Source organism: Enterococcus sp. 12F9_DIV0723 (assembly GCF_002174375.1).
Classification (GTDB): Bacteria; Bacillota; Bacilli; order Lactobacillales; family Enterococcaceae; genus Enterococcus_A; species Enterococcus_A gilvus.
Genome location: NZ_NIBK01000001.1, coordinates 1,654,561 through 1,672,476 on the forward strand (window position 1 = coordinate 1,654,561; position 17,916 = coordinate 1,672,476).

General features: G+C 38.6%; 20 protein-coding genes. 13 read left to right on the forward strand and 7 right to left on the reverse strand.

Features of this window, described 5'->3' with window-relative positions; all coding sequences use genetic code 11:
* Positions 1-149: 149 nt before the first annotated feature.
* Both A5868_RS07875 and A5868_RS07880 read right to left on the reverse strand, forming a co-directional pair.
* Positions 150-719: a glycerol-3-phosphate responsive antiterminator gene (locus A5868_RS07875; RefSeq protein WP_086303870.1), complete on the reverse strand. Its 570-nt coding sequence runs from the start codon at positions 717-719 to the stop codon at positions 150-152.
* Positions 720-882: 163 nt separating this feature from the next.
* Entirely contained in the window at positions 883-1,857 is a 975-nt protein-coding gene (locus A5868_RS07880) for a polyprenyl synthetase family protein (protein WP_086303868.1), read from the reverse strand.
* Between the two features lie 157 nt (positions 1,858-2,014).
* Between A5868_RS07880 and A5868_RS07885 the strand changes: the two genes are divergently transcribed.
* Together A5868_RS07885 and A5868_RS07890 are read left to right on the forward strand one after the other, a co-directional pair.
* Positions 2,015-2,917 carry a prenyltransferase gene (locus A5868_RS07885; RefSeq protein ID WP_086303866.1) on the forward strand — a complete coding sequence of 301 codons (903 nt, stop codon included), beginning with the start codon at positions 2,015-2,017 and terminating at the stop codon, positions 2,915-2,917.
* A gap of 15 nt (positions 2,918-2,932) precedes the next feature.
* Positions 2,933-4,141 (forward strand): NAD(P)/FAD-dependent oxidoreductase, encoded by a 1,209-nt coding sequence (locus A5868_RS07890; protein WP_010780839.1) that lies wholly within the window; start codon positions 2,933-2,935, stop codon positions 4,139-4,141.
* A gap of 53 nt (positions 4,142-4,194) precedes the next feature.
* On the opposite strand, the gene trpS is transcribed toward A5868_RS07890, so the two are convergent.
* Positions 4,195-5,205, reverse strand: a complete 1,011-nt coding sequence (gene trpS, locus A5868_RS07895; protein ID WP_086304443.1) for a tryptophan--tRNA ligase — start codon at positions 5,203-5,205, stop codon at positions 4,195-4,197.
* 259 nt (positions 5,206-5,464) lie between these two features.
* On the opposite strand from trpS, the gene A5868_RS07900 reads away from it, so the two are divergent.
* From A5868_RS07900 to A5868_RS07915, 4 genes are read left to right on the forward strand one after another with little or no spacing between them, the layout of a single operon-like run.
* Positions 5,465-6,202, forward strand: a complete 738-nt coding sequence (locus tag A5868_RS07900; protein WP_010780837.1) for an amino acid ABC transporter ATP-binding protein — start codon at positions 5,465-5,467, stop codon at positions 6,200-6,202.
* A gap of 10 nt (positions 6,203-6,212) precedes the next feature.
* A complete protein-coding gene (locus A5868_RS07905; RefSeq protein ID WP_086303864.1) occupies positions 6,213-7,043 on the forward strand; it encodes a transporter substrate-binding domain-containing protein in 831 nt (276 codons plus the stop codon).
* On the forward strand, positions 7,043-7,687 hold the full coding sequence (locus A5868_RS07910; protein ID WP_010780835.1) for an amino acid ABC transporter permease: 645 nt from the start codon (positions 7,043-7,045) through the stop codon (positions 7,685-7,687). The genes A5868_RS07905 and A5868_RS07910 overlap by 1 nt, the downstream gene beginning before the upstream one ends.
* Positions 7,688-7,705: 18 nt before the next feature.
* Positions 7,706-8,356 (forward strand): amino acid ABC transporter permease, encoded by a 651-nt coding sequence (locus A5868_RS07915; protein WP_087654143.1) that lies wholly within the window; start codon positions 7,706-7,708, stop codon positions 8,354-8,356.
* 87 nt (positions 8,357-8,443) lie between these two features.
* Here A5868_RS07915 and A5868_RS07920 read toward each other — a convergent pair whose 3' ends face one another.
* Positions 8,444-8,674 carry a hypothetical protein gene (locus A5868_RS07920; RefSeq protein ID WP_010780833.1) on the reverse strand — a complete coding sequence of 77 codons (231 nt, stop codon included), beginning with the start codon at positions 8,672-8,674 and terminating at the stop codon, positions 8,444-8,446.
* A 141-nt stretch (positions 8,675-8,815) separates the two neighbouring features.
* On the opposite strand from A5868_RS07920, the gene racE reads away from it, so the two are divergent.
* The 6 genes from racE to A5868_RS07950 all read left to right on the forward strand — a co-directional run bounded on the left by racE (position 8,816) and on the right by A5868_RS07950 (position 13,210).
* On the forward strand, positions 8,816-9,637 hold the full coding sequence (gene racE, locus A5868_RS07925; RefSeq protein ID WP_303393779.1) for a glutamate racemase: 822 nt from the start codon (positions 8,816-8,818) through the stop codon (positions 9,635-9,637).
* 1 nt (position 9,638) lies between these two features.
* Positions 9,639-10,976 carry a ribonuclease PH gene (gene rph, locus A5868_RS07930; protein WP_086303860.1) on the forward strand — a complete coding sequence of 446 codons (1,338 nt, stop codon included), beginning with the start codon at positions 9,639-9,641 and terminating at the stop codon, positions 10,974-10,976.
* Entirely contained in the window at positions 10,973-11,485 is a 513-nt protein-coding gene (locus tag A5868_RS07935; RefSeq protein ID WP_010780830.1) for a metallophosphoesterase, read from the forward strand. Before rph ends, A5868_RS07935 begins: the two co-directional genes overlap by 4 nt.
* A gap of 91 nt (positions 11,486-11,576) precedes the next feature.
* Positions 11,577-12,065, forward strand: a complete 489-nt coding sequence (gene cbpB, locus A5868_RS07940) for a cyclic-di-AMP-binding protein CbpB (RefSeq protein ID WP_010780829.1) — start codon at positions 11,577-11,579, stop codon at positions 12,063-12,065.
* Positions 12,066-12,255: 190 nt separating this feature from the next.
* Positions 12,256-12,525 (forward strand): 30S ribosomal protein S14, encoded by a 270-nt coding sequence (gene rpsN / locus A5868_RS07945; protein ID WP_010780828.1) that lies wholly within the window; start codon positions 12,256-12,258, stop codon positions 12,523-12,525.
* Positions 12,526-12,607: 82 nt separating this feature from the next.
* Complete coding sequence (locus tag A5868_RS07950; protein WP_086303858.1) at positions 12,608-13,210, forward strand: DJ-1/PfpI family protein; 603 nt, start codon at positions 12,608-12,610, stop codon at positions 13,208-13,210.
* 95 nt (positions 13,211-13,305) lie between these two features.
* Here A5868_RS07950 and A5868_RS07955 read toward each other — a convergent pair whose 3' ends face one another.
* Positions 13,306-14,877, reverse strand: a complete 1,572-nt coding sequence (locus A5868_RS07955) for an IS1182 family transposase (protein ID WP_086304605.1) — start codon at positions 14,875-14,877, stop codon at positions 13,306-13,308.
* A gap of 147 nt (positions 14,878-15,024) precedes the next feature.
* Positions 15,025-15,939: a mechanosensitive ion channel family protein gene (locus A5868_RS07960; RefSeq protein WP_010780826.1), complete on the reverse strand. Its 915-nt coding sequence runs from the start codon at positions 15,937-15,939 to the stop codon at positions 15,025-15,027.
* Between the two features lie 157 nt (positions 15,940-16,096).
* Here A5868_RS07960 and A5868_RS07965 point away from each other — a divergent pair, with 157 nt between their 5' ends.
* Positions 16,097-17,110, forward strand: coding sequence for a branched-chain amino acid aminotransferase (locus A5868_RS07965; RefSeq protein WP_010780825.1), 1,014 nt, complete (start codon positions 16,097-16,099; stop codon positions 17,108-17,110).
* 262 nt (positions 17,111-17,372) lie between these two features.
* Here the strand turns inward: A5868_RS07965 and A5868_RS07970 are convergent.
* On the reverse strand, positions 17,373-17,916 hold a 544-nt coding region (locus A5868_RS07970; protein WP_087654144.1), incomplete at its 5' end, for an SDR family oxidoreductase.

Below are 17,916 nucleotides of genomic sequence, written 5' to 3' on the forward strand. Positions count from 1 at the left end.
TCTATTAATTCAAATTGACGTACGACAAAAAAGAGTATAGTGAACAAGCACCAATGTTTGTTGGTGTTTGTTGCTATACTCTTTTTATCTCTAGCGGTATTAAGTTACCTGTATTATAACACCTTTGAAGGTGTTCAACAATCCTAAAATCAAATCGACCAAAGAGCACTTGCGGTCGTGGAAATCGCAAGGCATCCAGCGCCTAAACCACCCATAATGTCTTCCTTATCTCGAATCAACCCACCAACAATCAATGGTTTTTTTGAATGATGGACGAGCTCTTTGATAATTTTTGGAGAAACACTTGGAAGAATTTCTACTACATCCGCTTCTGTATATCCTAATTGACGCTCAATGTTTTCCAATGCAGATGAATCTAATAAAAAGAAACGTTGGATCGCTAGCAGACGATGTCTCTTCGCGTGTCTTATAATAGAAGGTTTTGTGGAAATGATTCCATCAAAAGAGGTGACTTGTTTAATATAATCGATGGCCGTTTCATCAGAAGACAATCCTTTCACCAAGTCAGCATGTAGAATAGCTGTTTTTCCCCGCTCCTTAATTTTCTTTGATAGATCGGCTAGTTCTAATAAATGAGATTGAAGAATAAAAATGACTTCCGCTTCTGAGTTTAATGCAGCATCAAAGTCTATTTGATTTTTTGTCGCAGCTATCACTGGTGAGGCTTCCAATTTTTGATACAACTCGTGAATGTTCATCTATAATAACCCCTTATTTATTTTCACCTTTATTTTAACATGACATAAAAAGAAGAAAAAGAGATCTTTATAGGGCTGAACTCTGAACGAATGACAAAAAAACTACTCAACCTTTCAAAGGTGAGTAGTAAGATCCATCTCGTTTTCTATTTTATTTCTCGGGTTAATAGGATCGTTCTACCAATTGCTTGGCAACATTTTCGATTAGTTTTTTATTACCGCCATCGGGCAGCTCCTGAATTTCCCGCAAAGCTTTTTTTGTCAGCATTTCCGCAAAATCAAGAGCACCCGTCATTCCGCCGGACATGGAAACATCTTTTGCTAACTGAATCAGTTCTTTATGCGTTAATGTTTCGGGATTTTTCAAATATGGACGAATAATCTCTGGCTGGTTGTCACGAGCAATGAGAAGGGGAAGCGTATAAATACCTTGTTGCACATCAGTCAATACTGGTTTTTGACTATTTTCTAAATCAAGTGAGAAGTTCAGTATATCGTCATATACTTGAAAAGCTAAGCCAATCGCTGATCCAATTCGTTTTGCGCGTGCTTGCAATTTCGCGTCTGCACCACCGAAATAAGCCCCTTCTTGACAACTAAGCCGTATTAGTTCGGCTGTTTTTCCGTTTATATTTCGCAGATAATCCCTAATCGTTTGATCAGGATTAAAGGTACAAGTCATTTGAGTTAGTTCACCTTGCAAGACTTTTTTCATTGTACGGGCGTTCTTCAAAAGAAAGGGGGTATGGCTCATAGATTCAGCAAGCAGTTCAAAATAACTAGTATACATAAAATCTCCGGTGTAAACAGCAATATCTTTTCCAAATCGTGATTGAATGGAAGGCATCGCTCGGCGCGTGGGAGAGTCATCAATAATATCATCGTGGACAAGTGTAGCAGAATGCAATAATTCTAATGAAGCGGCAACTTTAACTAACTGTTCTTGATTCTTGTTCTCTCCAAAATCAGCGAAAAGAAAGAAGAGTGCCGGTCGAATCATTTTTCCTCCTGTAGAAGAAAATTTTGTGACGGCCTCTTCAATCGATTTATTATTAATAACAAGTCTTTGTGATATTAAATTTTTAACTTGCATTAAATTTTCTTGAATTTCAGGGTATTCATTCCAATAGTCTGACATAGTGGCTCCTTCTAACAACGTTTTCAAGTTTATTTTATCGCATGGCTGGTAGAAAGACTACTAGAATGCTTGATTAATCTTTCGTGAGACGAAACACATAAAACGTAAGCAAATATTTTGAAGAATAGGAAAAAGAAAATAACGAAAGTAGGGTGAAATGACTTTAACCGTTTTCCTGGAACTCGTGGAATTTAAAGCGAAAACCGCGAGCGTCCTGCCTTTTTTTATTGGGATTTGTTTTAGCCTGTATAATTTTCACAAACTTCATTTAGGGTTAGTTCTGTTATACTTTGTCGCCATGTTCATTTTTAATATGGCAGTTGACATATTGGATAACTATAACGACTATCACCACGCGACGGAAATTCACGACTATAGAGAAAGAACCAATATTATTGGAAGAGAAAGTTTAGATATTAAACTAGTTTTTCGGATGATGATCGGTATGATCATTATTTCAGCACTTATTGGAGTCGGTTTGACGTTAGTAGTTGGATGGCCTTTTTTATTGATGGGGTTATTTTGTTATGGGGTCGGAATCTTTTATTCTTCCGGTCCAAAACCTTTATCGAGCCTTCCACTGGGTGAAGTTTTCTCGGGATTCACTATGGGATTTATGATCACTTGTTTGTGTGTTTACTTAAATACGTACGAGGTATTTCAATGGAATTTTACTAATATCACTGCTATTTTTTTGATTTCCTTACCTAATACGTTGTGGATCGCAAATTTGATGCTAGCGAACAATATCTGTGATTTAGAAGAAGACGAAATGAACAATCGCTTTACTTTGGTCCATTATTTAGGAAAAAGACGTGCAATCCGTTTATTCGAGATAATGAACTTGGCTGCTTTTTTAGCCATCTTGCTATCGGTGATTTTAGGAATCGCCCCGTGGTCAATGCTGGGGACATTTTTAGTTGCATCATTTATTTATCACCAGATACAATTATTTCTTGCTAAACAAGTGAAACGGGAGACGTTCATTTGTGCAGTAAGAATTTTAGCGGTAGGGGCTGCCGCACAAGTCATCAGCTTTGCATTGACGTTTCTATTTTAAGAGGGGGAGACAGAAATGAAAGAAATAATTATTTTAGGCGCAGGTTACGCAGGATTACGCGCGCTGCATGTATTACAAAAGTCCGGAGCGGATGTGCATATCACGTTGGTGGATCGAAACGATTATCATTACGAGTCGACAAGTTTGCATGAAGTTGCAGCCGGTACACAGCCAGACGAAAAAATTTGTTATAAAATCAAAGACGTTGTAAATTCCAATAAGACAACGTTTATCCAGGACACAGTAGAGAAAATCGATACCGAACAGAAACAGGTATATTTGGAAAATAAAACCCTCCAATATGATTACCTAATTGTCGCATTAGGATTCCAATCTGAGTCCTTCGGTATTCCAGGTGTGAAGGAAAACTCCTTAGAAATGGTGGATGTTAGAACTGCCGATCAAGTGCATAAACACATTGTAGATCAAATGAAGAAGTACAAGGAAACTAAAAACGAAGAATATCTCCGTATCGTTGTTTGTGGTGCTGGTTTTACCGGTATCGAGTTGGTAGGGGCTTTGGTGGAAGGCAGCAAGGCTTTTGCTGATATTGCTGGAGTAAAACCTGAAGAAATTCAAATTTATTGTGTAGAAGCAGTGGACAAAATTTTACCAATGTTTAGCGAAAAACTTGGCAAGTATTGTATTGACCATTTGAATAAGTGGGATGTTAAGCTGCTTACAGGAAAACCAATCAAGAAAGTTGAACCCGGTGCTGTAATTTACCAAAATTCAAAAGATAATGAAAATGATTTAGTAGCTCTAAATGCGAAAACGATTATTTGGACAACAGGTGTCAGCGGCAGTCAAGTCATCGGCGAGTCTGGATTTGAAGAGCGTCGTGGTCGAGTAATGGTGAATCCAAACTTGACTGATCCAAAACATGATGACGTTTATTTGCTAGGTGATGTTTCAGCAGTTATGGACCCTGCTAGTAATCGTCCTTATCCAACCACAGCCCAAATCGCTTTGGCGATGGGATCATACGCTGGAAAAGATATCTTGAATCAATTAAAAGGACAGCCTAGCAAACCATTCTCGTTTAAGTCATTAGGATCTGTAGCTTCAATAGGAAATACGCATGCATTTGGCGTTGTTGGAAAAACAGAAGTTACTGCCTATCCAGCGTCATTCATTAAAAAGGCGATCATGGACCGCTCATTGTATGAAACAGGTGGCGTCAAAGAGGTTATGGCTAAAGGACGTTTTGATTTTTACCATTAAGTCGATAATTAAGGCAAGTAAAAAAACACTCGAAAATTTCGAGTGTTTTTTGTTTAACCAAAATAATTGATTCCCATTGCTTGTTTAACTTCTTTTAGAGTTTCAGCAGCAACAGCTTGCGCTTTCTCACTGCCTTCTTTCAACATTTCCATGATTGCATCAGGATCTTTCGCATATTCTTCGCGACGTGAACGAATTGGACCAAATTCAGCCTCCAAAACATCAATCAAGTAACGCTTGATTTTCACATCTCCAAGACCACCACGGCGATAATGTTCTTTCAACTCGCTGATTCTTTCTTTGTCTTTACCAAAAACATCCAAATACGTAAAGACCATATTTCCTTCTACTTGGCCTGGATCTTCCACATGGATATGATTTGGATCTGTATACATACTCATGACTTTTTTTGCTAAAACATCTGCAGAGTCCGCTAGATAAATACCATTTCCTAGAGATTTACTCATTTTTCCATTTCCATCAATCCCAGGAAGACGTCCTTGTCCTTTTTCAGGAAAAACACCTTTTGGCTCGATAAGAACATCGCCATAAGTATGATTGAAACTTTGAACAATTTCTTGCGTTTGTTCTAGCATAGGCTTTTGGTCTTCACCAACAGGAACTAAGTTGGCTTTAAACGCAGTAATATCGGATGCTTGAGAAACAGGATAAATAAAAAATCCTGTGGGTACGCTCTCGCCAAATTTCTTTTGTTCAATTTCAGATTTTACTGTTGGATTGCGGCGTACGCGTCCAACACTTACTAAGTTTAGATAGTACATTGTTAATTCCGCTAATTCTGGAATTTGAGATTGAATAAATAGAGTCGATCGTTTCGGATCAAGACCTACTGCTAAATAATCCAACGCAACTTGCAAAATATTTGAAGAAACTTTATCCGGATTTTTGGCATTATCAGTCAGCGCCTGCATGTCAGCAACCATGATAAATAGTTTGTTTTCAGGATCTTCTTGCATACGTACACGATTTTTTAGAGAACCGACATAATGGCCCAAATGTAATTGTCCGGTGGGACGATCTCCAGTCAAAATGATATTTTTCATTAACTCACCTTTTCGTAAAATTCTTTCAATAGCTTCTTCAAATACTACCTTTTTTTGAGGAACATGACAACTCTTAACTAATTTTTTATCGAAAACGAGACCAATATCCATGTTAAAAAACATCACATGAAAACAGGAGTTAATAGAACTTTTTTTCTTGTACTTGAGTTTTTTTCTTTACAAAGTAAAAAAATTTAGCTTATAATTAAACCTACATTGGAAAAATTAGAATACGATAAGGAAAAAGAGGTGGCTTGACATGCCAATGGTCGAATTTAAGCATGTAGAGAAATACTATGGAAAGTTTCATGCCTTAAAAAATATTAACCTGTCTTTTGAAAAAGGTGAGGTCGTAGTAGTTATCGGACCTTCTGGTTCAGGAAAGAGTACCATGCTTCGATGCATTAATGGTTTAGAAGATATCTCTTCCGGCGAGTTACTAGTGAATGACAAAAATTTACATAGTAAAGAAGTTAAATTAAAAGACATTCGAAAAAATATAGGAATGGTCTTTCAACATTTTAATCTTTATCCTAATAAAACGGCGATAGAAAATATTACTTTGGCACCTATCAAGGTTTTGAAGCAATCCTCTGATGAAGCAACGAAGAGTGCAGAAAAATTATTGGATAAAGTAGATATGTTAGATAAGAAGGATTCCTACCCTTCGATGTTATCTGGAGGACAGCAGCAACGGATCGCCATCGCTCGCGGTTTAGCGATGAATCCCGATTTGCTGCTTTTTGATGAGCCGACATCCGCACTCGATCCAGAAATGATTGGTGACGTATTGAATGTCATGAAAAAAATAGCACGAGATGGTATGTCAATGATCGTTGTGACTCATGAAATGGGTTTTGCTAAAGAAGTAGCGGATCGGATTATATTCATGGCTGATGGTGAAGTATTAGAAGACACGCGAGATATCAAAGGATTCTTTGAAAAGCCAAAAGAGGAGCGTGCTCAGCTGTTTGTCAGCAAAGTAATTAATCATTAGGAGGCGGCTTATGTCGAAGATAAAAAAAATGATCTCCTTCCTTCTTCCGCTGCTGGTTATGCTAATGCTGTCAGGATGTAAAGGAGAAAGCGTAGCGAATGAAGATATTGCTACACGAATTAAAGAAGAGCCAACAATTATTTGGGGAGTAAAGTATGACACTCGCTTATTCGGTATGATGGATATCGAGACCCGAAAAGTGGAAGGCTTTGACATCGATATCGCCAAAGCCATTACAAAAGAGATTCTCGGTGAAAATGGCAAAGCTGAATTTGTTGAGGTAACCTCAAAAACCCGTATCCCATTACTTAAAAACGGGAACATTGATGCAATTATCGCTACTATGACGATAACTGAAGACCGAAAAAAAGAAGTTGATTTTTCTGATATCTATTTTGATGCAGGGCAGTCATTGTTAGTTAAAAAAGGTAGTCATATAAAAGATATAAAAGATTTGACTTCTGATGATACTGTTTTAGCTGTCAAAGGCTCTACCTCTACAATTAATATCCGGAAACATGCACCAGATGCCAACATTCTAGAACTTGAAAATTACGCTGAAGCGTTCACTGCATTACAATCTGGGCAGGGGCAAGCGATGACTACGGATAATGCGATTTTATTAGGAATGGCTTCTGAAAATGATAATTATGAATTGACAGGTGGTGCGTTTACGAACGAGCCATACGGAATTGCTATCAATAAGGGACAAGAGGCATTTTTAAAAGAAGTAAATGGCGCGTTACGTAAAATGCATGACAATGGTACCTATAATGAAATCTTTGAAAAATGGTTCCCTGCAGATGCGGAAGGTCGAGCGAAAAAGGGGGCGCAGTTCTAATGGTACAATTATTTCAAACATTTTCTGGTGAATTTGCCAGCGGCTTTAAATTCACGATCTATGCTAGTTTATTAGCATTGGTTTTTAGTTTACTTATTGGAACACTTATGGCAATCCTGCAATTGTCTCATAACCGAATCATTCGTAGTTTAGCAAAGGCGTATGTCGCGTTCTTCCGAAATATTCCATTGTTAATCATTGTCATGTTCTTCTATGTAGTTGCACCAATGTATTTTTATAGTTTTGATGGTTTTCAAGCAGGAACAATCGGTCTGACGATATATACGTCTGCATTCATTGCCGAGACCGTTCGCTCTGGAATCCAAACTGTTCCAAATGGACAAATGGAAGCTGGTCTGTCTTCAGGATTCTCTTACTCAGAAACACTGCGTTATATTGTGCTGCCGCAAGCATTTAAAATTGTGGTACCACCTTTAGGAAACCAATTCATTAACTTGATTAAAAATTCTTCTATTTTGGCGATGGTGGCAGGATTGGATTTAATGTATCAAGGTGATTTGATTGCGAGCACAACTTTTAATACATTCGATACTTACATTATTGTTGGTTTATTCTATTTAGTTTTGACTTTGCCCTTGTCTTATCTAATGAATTACTTAGATAAGAATTGGGCGAAAGCATAGAAAGGAGGAGTAGAAAATATGAATGGTGCTTTTTCATGGATTAATTTACGATTCCTTTTAGACGGTTTGTGGGTAACGATTCAAGTATCAGTGGTCTCAATTGTATTTAGCATGATTTTAGGGGGCATTGCGGGAACTGTTCGATTTAGTAATGTTCCGATCCTGTCAAAAATTGTAGGGATAATTGTTGATATCATTCGAAATTTACCGTTGTTACTAATCATCTTCTTCACCTATTTTGCTCTTCCGCAAATAGGGATTAAACTGAATATATTTTGGGCCGCGGTGGCAGCTTTAACGATTTTTGAATCGGCAATGTTATCTGAAATTTTTCGCGCTGGACTCAATGCGGTTCCGAAAGGGCAAACCGAAGCGGGCATGTCTTCTGGATTGACTTACGTTCAGACGCTTATGGTGATTGTCTTTCCCCAAGCGTTCAAGTCAATGCTGCCGGCAATTTTGAGTCAGCTAATTTCATTAATTAAAGATACCTCTCTGGCGGTAATTATTTCATTGCCGGAGCTGACACACAATGCTAGAATCATTTATGGACAAAATACAAATTATGTTATACCGATGTTTATTGCGATGACTGCGATGTACTTTGTTGTATGTTATGTACTATCACTTGTTTCTAGCTTCTTGGAAACAAGTAAATATAATTATTAAAAAAGTGAAGCTCTCTTCATTCCAGAAGAGAGCTTCACTTTGTTCGTATTGGTCAATTGTGCTTGATACTGATTGAGGAAAGTTAACTTATTCTTTTTCTTTTTCAGTTTCACGTTCAGTTTTTTTCATTGCAGGATCTTCATAAACGGCTCCTGCTTGAGTTTTCCCGAGCTTCTCTAAAAGGCTCGGTTCAGGACTTTCTTGCTTTTCACTGTTGTGTTTCTCTGTTTCCTCTTCAGTTGCTTTTTTGGCAGGATCTTGATTTCGGTCACCAGCGGAAACTTTTCCAATAGTTTCGGTTAGTTTTTCTTTGTCCATTTTTGACCACCTCTCTCACAAATAGTTTAGCACTGATTGTTATCCTTTCAAAAGGAAACGCTTTTATTATACTAAGACTCTGGGGCTTGAAATATTTCTTTAAAAAGTGGAAAATAAGGTGATACTTGGAATCAGATAGGAATGAGCATTTTGTCAAATGAAAGACCAATTGGATTTATTGACTCTGGCGTAGGCGGTTTGACAGTGGTCAAAGAAGCAATGCGTCAGCTACCAAATGAAGAAATCTTATATCTTGGGGATACGGCAAGGTGCCCGTATGGTCCTCGACCAGCCGAACAAGTCATTAAGTTTACTTGGCAAATGACTCGTTTTTTATTGAGCAAAAATATTAAGATGCTTGTAATTGCTTGTAATACAGCCACGGCAGTAGCACTAGAGGAGATAAAAAAAAGTGTAGATATACCAGTCATTGGTGTTATCCAACCTGGTTCACGTGCGGCGGTTAAGGCAAGTAGGACAGGCAGAGTTGGAATTATAGGAACATTGGGAACTGTGAAGAGTGGCTCTTATAAGCATGAGTTGCAGGAAAAAGCCCCCGAAATATATGTATCCAGCCTGGCTTGCCCCAAATTTGTACCAATCGTCGAAAGTAATCAATTTGAAAGCTCTGTAGCAAAGAAAATTGTATCGCAAACATTGGTGCCACTAAAAAAAGAAAAATTAGATACTTTGATTTTAGGCTGTACTCACTATCCATTGTTACGCCCGATCATCCAAAATGTGATGGGGCAACAGGTGACATTGATTGATTCAGGTGCGGAGACAGTGAACGATGTCAGTACGTTATTAGATTACTTCAATTTGAATAATTACGAACAAAATGGGCAGAAAACCCGAGTTTTTTATACGACTGGTTCACCTAAAATGTTCAAAGACATTGCTGGTGAATGGCTAGACATTAAAAATTTAAACGTAGCTCACATAGATTTAGGAGGAGAATAATTTGCGTCATGATGGAAGAACGATTCAACAATTACGACCGATCAAGATTGAAACGAATGTATTCAAGCATCCAGAAGGATCTGTTGTTATATCCTTTGGTGATACAAAGGTCATTTGCTCAGCAACATTAGAGGATTCTGTACCGCCGTTTTTACGGGGCAGCGAAACGGGTTGGGTAACGGCCGAATACAGTATGTTGCCAAGAGCGACAAACACACGGAATCGCCGTGAGAGTGCCAAAGGGAAAGTAACTGGAAGAACAATGGAAATTCAACGTTTGATAGGGCGTTCATTACGTGCAGTGGTTGACCTAGAGAAGTTAGGTGAGAAGAGTATCATCATCGACTGTGATGTGATTCAAGCGGATGGGGGCACCAGAACTGCCAGCATCACGGGCGGGTTTGTTGCATTACGACTAGCAATCAACAAGTTATTAGCAACTGGTGAGCTACTAGAAGACCCAATTAAGGAGCATTTAGCAGCAATTAGTGTTGGTATTTTACCGGATGGAACGATAGTCACTGATTTGGATTATTCGGAAGATTCGTCAGCAGCGGTTGATATGAACTTAGTCATGACTGAATCTGGACGTTTCGTGGAAATTCAAGGGACTGGCGAAGAAGCAACATTCGATGACGATGAGTTGAATGCACTAATTTTACACGGCAAAGCAGCTATTCAAGAATTGATTGCCTTTCAAAAAGAATCACTCTTCTCTGAAATTGAAACAGAAGAAAAAACGATTGTGATAGCCACGAGAAATCCTGGTAAAGCGAAAGAATTTGCTTCTTTATTTGGTAAAGAAGGGTATAAAACGAAAACATTATTAGATTATCCTGAGCTCCCTGATGTGGAGGAAACGGGTACAACTTTTGAAGAAAATGCTCGATTAAAAGCTGAAACAATTGCACAGATTTTACAGCAACCTGTATTAGCGGATGATTCAGGGTTAGTCGTGGATGCATTAAACGGAATGCCAGGAGTTTTCTCAGCACGATTTGCGGGGGAAAGAAAAAGCGATGCGGCTAATAACGCGAAGCTATTACATGAACTAACGGATGTTCCTGATGAGAAAAGGACAGCGCATTTTCATTGTACACTTGTTTTTGCAGCCCCTAAAAAAGAGAGTCTCGTGGTATCAGCCGATTGGAACGGCCGTATTGGGCGAATCCCTCAAGGAGAGAACGGGTTTGGCTACGATCCTTTATTTATCGTGCCGGGCTATGAAAAATCATCTGCTGAATTAACGAGTGAAGAGAAAAATGAAATAAGTCATCGAGGAATGGCTGTGAGAGAGTTAGAAAAAGTATGGAAAACTTGGTTGGAGGGAAATCAATGAAGTATTTAGTTGTTAGCGATAATCATGGAGACCGCAATATTCTGGTGGAAATTGTCAACCGTTACGTCAACATGGTGGATCATATGTTTCATTGCGGTGATTCGGAGCTAAAGGCGAGTGATGAATTGTGGGAACATTTTACTGTTGTTGCTGGAAATTGTGACTATGATCCGGGCTATAAAAAAGAACAAGTACTTTCAATTGGAAATGACATCATTTATATGACACACGGTCATTTATCAAATGTTCGATTTGGATTAACCATGCTTTCGTTGCAAGCCCAAGAAGTGGGTGCAACAATTGCTTTGTTTGGACATATTCATCAAGCTGTAGCTGAATATGACAAGAATATCTTGTTTGTAAATCCCGGAAGCATATCCCAACCTCGTGGACCTGTACAAATACCAAGTTATGCCATTATCGACAGTCAAGACGAAGAAATCCACGTAACCTTCTATAATCGTGCACACCAACTAATCGAAGAATTAGCTGCAGATTTTAAACGATAGTTCCTAATTTTTATTAAACATTTGGATAAATAACGCTTTCTTTTAGCCGATAAGGTAAAATAAGGTGAAGATATTAGAACGGAGGCGCCATATGATTAGTCCTGCAATCGAAGAATTAATGATGGAGCACGAAGAAACAATGATGATTCCAGCAGAGAATGTTGCTAACGTGATAAAAGAACATCCTTTGGAACACGCACTACTGCTCTTATCGCAAGCTGGTTACTCGACCATACCAGTTTTAGATAAAGAGGATCATTTTGTAGGGTTATTAAGCTTAAATGACATCGTAAAGAAAATGTTAGGAATCGATGGTATCGATACATCTAATTTGGAAACACTAACAGTTGCTGATGTGATGAACACCGAAGTACCGGTTATGCGTCCAGATGCTGAACTAGAAGATGTGCTTCACTTATTAGTGAATGCCTCATTTTTACCAGTGTTGGACAGCGATGGAGTATTTTGTGGGATCGTCACTCGCAGGGAAATTTTAAAAGCAGTGAATTACACGTTTCATCAATTTGAACGTAAAAACCCTGAAACGAAAGTAATTTTTCATGCGAACACACCAAGCTAATCTCTAGAGACCTATTTAAGGTCTCTTTTTTTGTACTAACTATCGTTTAAAAGCTGGATTATTTTGAGCGAAGAACTTAGAGTACGGATCAGTTGACTTTACTTCTTTAGCGTGTTATTTTTATCAAGTGTTTAAACAGTAACCGTTACGGTTAAGCTCGATTAAATAAATCATGAACAGGAGAAAACAAATGGCAAAAAAATCAAAAATTGTAAAAATGCATAAACAGCAAGCGTTGATTGATCACTATGCAGAGAAACGAGCAGCGTTAAAAGCTGCGGGTGATTATGAAGGACTAGCAAAATTACCGAGAGACTCAAATCCGAATCGGTTAAAGCTGCGAGACCAAATTGACGGTCGTCCAAGAGGATATATGCGCAAGTTTGGGATGTCACGGATCAAATTTCGTGAGCTCGCTCATAAAGGACAAATTCCCGGTATCAAAAAAGCAAGTTGGTAAAAGTGGTACAAATTAGTAAGAGATTTCCCTTCATGATTTTGTTAAACTAGTAATGTATAGCAAATCGGAAGGGAGCGATAGTATGAAAACGGCCTTGTTTGTTTTGCTTGATCACTATGCTGATTGGGAGGCTGCTTATTTAATGAGTTTGCTAAATCAACGAGAAAATTGGCAAGTGCGAACGGCGTCGAATTTACCGCAAGTAAAATCAATTGGCGGATTGCAAACAAACGTGGATTTTAATTTTAGTCAAATTGAATCCAACTTTGACTTGTTGGTATTAATCGGTGGACATTCATGGAGTATACAGAGTCAGGCACTTTATCAGATTATAGAGAAGCAAATGGACCGTCAGCTACCGTTGGCCGCGATATGCGGTTCTGTTGATTATTTAGCTCAACACGGCTTTCTTGAAGGGTATATGCACACAGGCAATGCTCGGTTTCTTTGGAGGGATTTTCCTAACTATCAGATGCCTGAAAATTTTTTAGAGAAACAAGCAGTCTGCGATCGAAATCTTGTTACGGCAAACGGAACTGCTGTATTGGATTTTACTGAATTTGCCTTGCACCTTGTCGGCGACAGTTTTATTGAGGCTAAAAGAGCAGTTGATTTCTATCGTTTAGGCTATTATGGTTATCAGAAACGTTATAGTGACTTTTTAACGCAAAAAAACGACTCATAAGATAGTTAAAAACGAGGCTGTGACATAAGTCGTAATCCTTAATCGAACAAAAATTGGCTTCCAGAAATCATTTAATGATTTCTGGAAGCCAATTTTTATGTACTCAAGGTGCCAAGCCGTTTCATTGCGGCTAACTTTCTCATATTTAATGCCATGATAAGGATACCCGTTTCCTTTTTCACCTTTTCTAGGCCTCGAACATGGTATCGAGTGAAATGCAAACAAGCCTTCATCCACCCAAAGACTGGTTCTACGTCAATTTTTCTTTGTGCGTAGATTTTTCCATTTTCAGGTTCTGAAAGCAAGGTGCGTTGTTTTGCTTTAAAGTATTCTAACGAAGGATTGACCTTAATGATGCGTGTATTGCCCCCTTGGGTCAACGCTTCTTGAATCACTTCTTTATTTTCCGTATATTTTTCTGCTTTGTACTCTTTGAAGTCTCGAACAAACCCATCGACTTTATCCGTATCTGTTCTATATGTATTGAAATTGAAACGAACTCCTTTGGGATCAATGTAATAATCCTCTTGTTCGTTATACGTCCAATTCATGACTTTTCGTTCGTCCGACTGCCATTTCTTACTTTGCTCTTTCAACATCGTAGAGTAAGGAATCAATGCGATATGATTCGGTAGTTCATCCTCAAGATACCGATAATTTTGTTCTGAGCCATATCCGGCATCCGCCACAATATACTTAGGAAGTCGACCCGCCCCGTTCATTTTTTCTATAAATGCTGGGAGGGTTTTCGTATCCGTTGGATTTTGATAGACATCATAATCTAAAATGAACTGGTTACTAGTGGCTACTTGAAGGTTGAACGAAGGCTTTAATCGCCCATTACGCATAGGATCTTCTTTGACACGCATAAAGGTGGCATCTGTATCTGTTTTTGAATAACTATTACGGGCACCACAAATAGCTAAGCGCTGTTGATACTCCGCCATTTTATCCCGACGTTCGCTTAGTTTTCGTTTTTGTGCTTTTAATTTACGGCGTTGTTGTTTGGCTGGATTTGGTGAAACCTTTCTGGTTTCAAGTACTTCTTGTTCCAATTCTTCTAACCGTAATTCCAACCTTGTAAGTACTTCATCCAACATATCTAATGTGAGTGAGGTTCCTTCAGGAACATGACTCGCTAAATGCGCCTCTTTGAGTTCAGACATCAAAGAGACGAGCTGCTCACGGTTCATTTTGTCATACTTGATTGTGCTCTTTTTCCAGACGAAACTATATTTATTGGCATCCGCGAGAAGCTTCGTCCCATCGATAAAAATTGAATGAGTAATCAATTGTTGCTCCCTAAGATAATGAATTAATGAATCAAGCCCCTTTTCGATCAATGCTTCTAATTCATTAGATACGCGGAAACGGGCAATGGTTCGGTAAGTCGGGATCTGTTCTTGCGTCAACCATCGAGCCGGTAGGCTCTCTTCAGCTAATTGCTCAATTTTCCGACTGCTAAATACACTCCGCGTATAAGCGAAAAGAACTAGTTTTAACATCGCGCTTAAATCATAATTCCGCGGTCGACCAAAAAGATAAGGCTCTTTGATTTCAAGGGATTCGACAAGTTCATTGATAAACCAAGCCGTGCTATCTTCTTTTGGAATGTAAGAAGTTGTGATATCTAAAGTGAGTTGATTCATGTTATAATTTGTATGCATGATTTTGATCCTTTCGGGGGTTGAATGATTTAGAGTACGAGCGTCATCTCGTACTCTTTTAGTTTACCCAAAAAAGCCAGTGAAATGAACGAATTCTCGTCATTTCACTGGCTTTTTACTTAGAGACTTATGTCACAGCCTCGTTTTTTAGTTTCCAATAACAATTGGATCATTTGGAATGGTAAAACCATTTTGATTGAGAACTTTTACATATGCTGTGAGAAATTCTTCTTGAAGTTTGTATTGTTTCCCATTGGTTACATATAAAAAAGTACGAATCGCATAATTGCTGTTTCCAAGGTCAACCATCCCGAAGAGGGTCGGACCATCAAAGATTTCATCTTTAAACTCTTTTGAAAGTTTTTGGTTGGTTTCGTCGATTAGATGACTTATTCTATCGTACCCTTCATCTGGCTGAATTCGGATGTCTACTTTGACCTGCATATGCGCGCGTGAAAGATTACTAATTGTTGTAATATTGCGATTTGGAATAAAATGTACCGTCCCATCGGCAGATTTCATCTGAAGCATGCGGATGCCGACAGAAGTCACGGTCCCTTCAATGTGCAAGTCAGTCAAGCGAATATAGTCACCAACGTCTATTTGCTGCTCCATTATAATGAAGAAACCTGTAATGATATCATTTGTAAAGCCTTGCGCACCAAGACCTATAGCGATACCTGCAATTCCTGCACCAGCTAAAAGCGACCCGACTGGAATTCCGAGTGTATCTAAAATGGAATATAGAAAGAAGAAAAAGAGCGTGTAAGAAAAAATATTTTTAGATAGTGCATGAATTGTTTCTATTCTAGTAGCATTATCTGTCATTTTTTTCTTTTGTCGATCAAATGATTGATCAATCAAGAAACTTCCAATCTTTCTAATTAAATAAAAGATGACTAAGACCGCTAAAATTGTCAATCCTTTTTGTATGAGTATTGAAAAGACACGATCCCAATCGATCGTCTGCCAATATTTTTGCCAGACGGATAATTGTTCTGTTGCTTGTTCCACCACGTTGCCGCTGCTGGAATCAACTGTTTGTGTTGTCAATAAAAACATAAGCCACTCCTATACGTTAATAGAAATAGTGTAACAATCTTTACTATTTCTGTCGACTTGATTGATAACAATCATAATATTCTTATAATTCAAAAAATCCATGACAATAATGGAAGAAAATGATAGACTAACATTTAAATAAGAAGGGGATGATAAAATGGTGAATATAAAATGGGAAGAATTAGGGTTTGAGTATATCAAAACACCGTTCCGTTATATTTCTCATTGGAAAAATGGTCAATGGGATGCAGGGGAACTTACAGAAGACAATACGATCACCATTAACGAAGGATCTACTTGTCTCCACTATGGACAGGAATGTTTTGAGGGATTGAAAGCTTATCGGCGCAAAGATGGAAACATTAACCTATTTCGTCCAGATGAAAATTCAAAACGGATGAATAAGAGTGCTGCGCGTTTACAAATGCCAGATGTTCCCGAAGATAAATTTATTGATGCTGTGATGCAAGTGGTGCGAGCAAATGAAGAATATGTTCCTCCTTATGGAACTGGAGCGACATTGTATTTGCGCCCTTATCTAATAGGTGTAGGTCCTAATATTGGTGTGGTTCCTGCCCCTGAATATATTTTTAGTGTGTTCTGTATGCCCGTGGGCCCATATTTTAAAGGCGGATTGGCACCGAGTAACTTCATTGTTTCTGAATATGACCGCGCAGCACCCTTTGGTACAGGCGCTGCCAAAGTGGGAGGAAATTATGCTGCAAGCTTATTGCCAGGACAACTTGCTCATGATCGAAATTTTTCTGATTGTATTTATTTAGATCCGGCGACCCACACTAAAATCGAAGAAGTTGGATCAGCAAATTTCTTTGGAATTACGCACGATAATCAATTCATCACGCCAAAATCACCATCAATCTTGCCAAGTATTACTAAATATTCATTGTTACATTTGGCAAAAGAACGCTTTGGATTGGAAGCAATCGAAGGGGATGTTTGTTTAAACGAACTGGATAAATTTGCTGAAGCGGGGGCATGTGGGACAGCAGCGATCATCTCACCAATTGCTGGAATCCAGAATGGAGAGGATTTCCATGTATTTTATAGTGAAACAGAGACGGGTCCCGTTACAAAAAAATTGTACGAGGAGCTAGTTGGAATCCAATTTGGAGACGTTCAAGCGCCGAAAGGCTGGATTTATGAAGTCTGATTTTTAGAGTGCTTAAAAGAAGGTAAAGGGTATCATCTTAATTTTTTTAGTGGTATTCACCTTAGTTCTTTGATTCTTGAAGGCTACTTTAGCCATCGTTAATCGGTTGGAGGAAGTTCAATGAAATTCTATAGCAAGCGATATCCCTATCACACAGATAGAATTTTTAAATTCATTTAGAAAAGAAGCCGCTCATTGCGAGTGGCTTTTTTGCATAATAAAAAGCACGTCTATCTAAGACGTGCTTTATGGAGTCTGAGTTTTAGCTCAGATGAACCCCTTTATCAACGTAGATAATATCCCCGATAATTCCTGTAGCCAGAGGACTAAGTAAGAACGCGCAAGAGTTTCCTACTTCCTCGATCGTAACAGAAACTTTGTCAGGCGTACGTTCCTCAGACAGGCTAAGCAATGATTGATAATTTTTGACGCCAGTTACCGCCAATGTCTTGATCGCACCTGCTGAAATGGCATTCACGCGAATGTTTTTCGGAGCTAACTCGGTCGCTAAGTAGCGTACCTCAGCTTCTAAAGCAGCCTTGGCAATCCCCATCATATTGTAATTAGGTATCGAACGTTCAGACCCCATATAGGTCATCGTTACAATGCTACCGCCATTTGTCATCAAAGGAGCAGCATATTTTGAGACTGCCAATAGGGAGTAAGCACTGATATCTTGTGCTAGTTGAAACCCATCTCTAGTAATCTCTGTCACATTACCCGATAATTCTTCCTTATTGGCAAAAGCAATCGAGTGTACGATGCCATCGATAGATCCGAATTTTTCTTTGATAGAATCAAAAGCC

Coding starts and splice junctions, on each gene's coding strand:
- cbpB (WP_010780829.1), top strand. CDS start 11,577: ATGATTAGTCCTGCAATCGAAGAATTAATGATGGAGCACGAAGAAACA.
- A5868_RS07915 (WP_087654143.1), top strand. CDS start 7,706: ATGAATGGTGCTTTTTCATGGATTAATTTACGATTCCTTTTAGACGGT.
- A5868_RS07960 (WP_010780826.1), bottom strand. CDS start 15,939: ATGTTTTTATTGACAACACAAACAGTTGATTCCAGCAGCGGCAACGTG.
- A5868_RS07950 (WP_086303858.1), top strand. CDS start 12,608: ATGAAAACGGCCTTGTTTGTTTTGCTTGATCACTATGCTGATTGGGAG.
- A5868_RS07955 (WP_086304605.1), bottom strand. CDS start 14,877: ATGCATACAAATTATAACATGAATCAACTCACTTTAGATATCACAACT.
- trpS (WP_086304443.1), bottom strand. CDS start 5,205: ATGAAAAATATCATTTTGACTGGAGATCGTCCCACCGGACAATTACAT.
- A5868_RS07880 (WP_086303868.1), bottom strand. CDS start 1,857: ATGTCAGACTATTGGAATGAATACCCTGAAATTCAAGAAAATTTAATG.
- A5868_RS07875 (WP_086303870.1), bottom strand. CDS start 719: ATGAACATTCACGAGTTGTATCAAAAATTGGAAGCCTCACCAGTGATA.
- A5868_RS07900 (WP_010780837.1), top strand. CDS start 5,465: ATGCCAATGGTCGAATTTAAGCATGTAGAGAAATACTATGGAAAGTTT.
- A5868_RS07905 (WP_086303864.1), top strand. CDS start 6,213: ATGTCGAAGATAAAAAAAATGATCTCCTTCCTTCTTCCGCTGCTGGTT.
- rpsN (WP_010780828.1), top strand. CDS start 12,256: ATGGCAAAAAAATCAAAAATTGTAAAAATGCATAAACAGCAAGCGTTG.
- A5868_RS07910 (WP_010780835.1), top strand. CDS start 7,043: ATGGTACAATTATTTCAAACATTTTCTGGTGAATTTGCCAGCGGCTTT.
- A5868_RS07885 (WP_086303866.1), top strand. CDS start 2,015: ATGACTTTAACCGTTTTCCTGGAACTCGTGGAATTTAAAGCGAAAACC.
- A5868_RS07935 (WP_010780830.1), top strand. CDS start 10,973: ATGAAGTATTTAGTTGTTAGCGATAATCATGGAGACCGCAATATTCTG.
- A5868_RS07965 (WP_010780825.1), top strand. CDS start 16,097: ATGGTGAATATAAAATGGGAAGAATTAGGGTTTGAGTATATCAAAACA.
- racE (WP_303393779.1), top strand. CDS start 8,816: ATGAGCATTTTGTCAAATGAAAGACCAATTGGATTTATTGACTCTGGC.
- A5868_RS07890 (WP_010780839.1), top strand. CDS start 2,933: ATGAAAGAAATAATTATTTTAGGCGCAGGTTACGCAGGATTACGCGCG.
- A5868_RS07920 (WP_010780833.1), bottom strand. CDS start 8,674: ATGGACAAAGAAAAACTAACCGAAACTATTGGAAAAGTTTCCGCTGGT.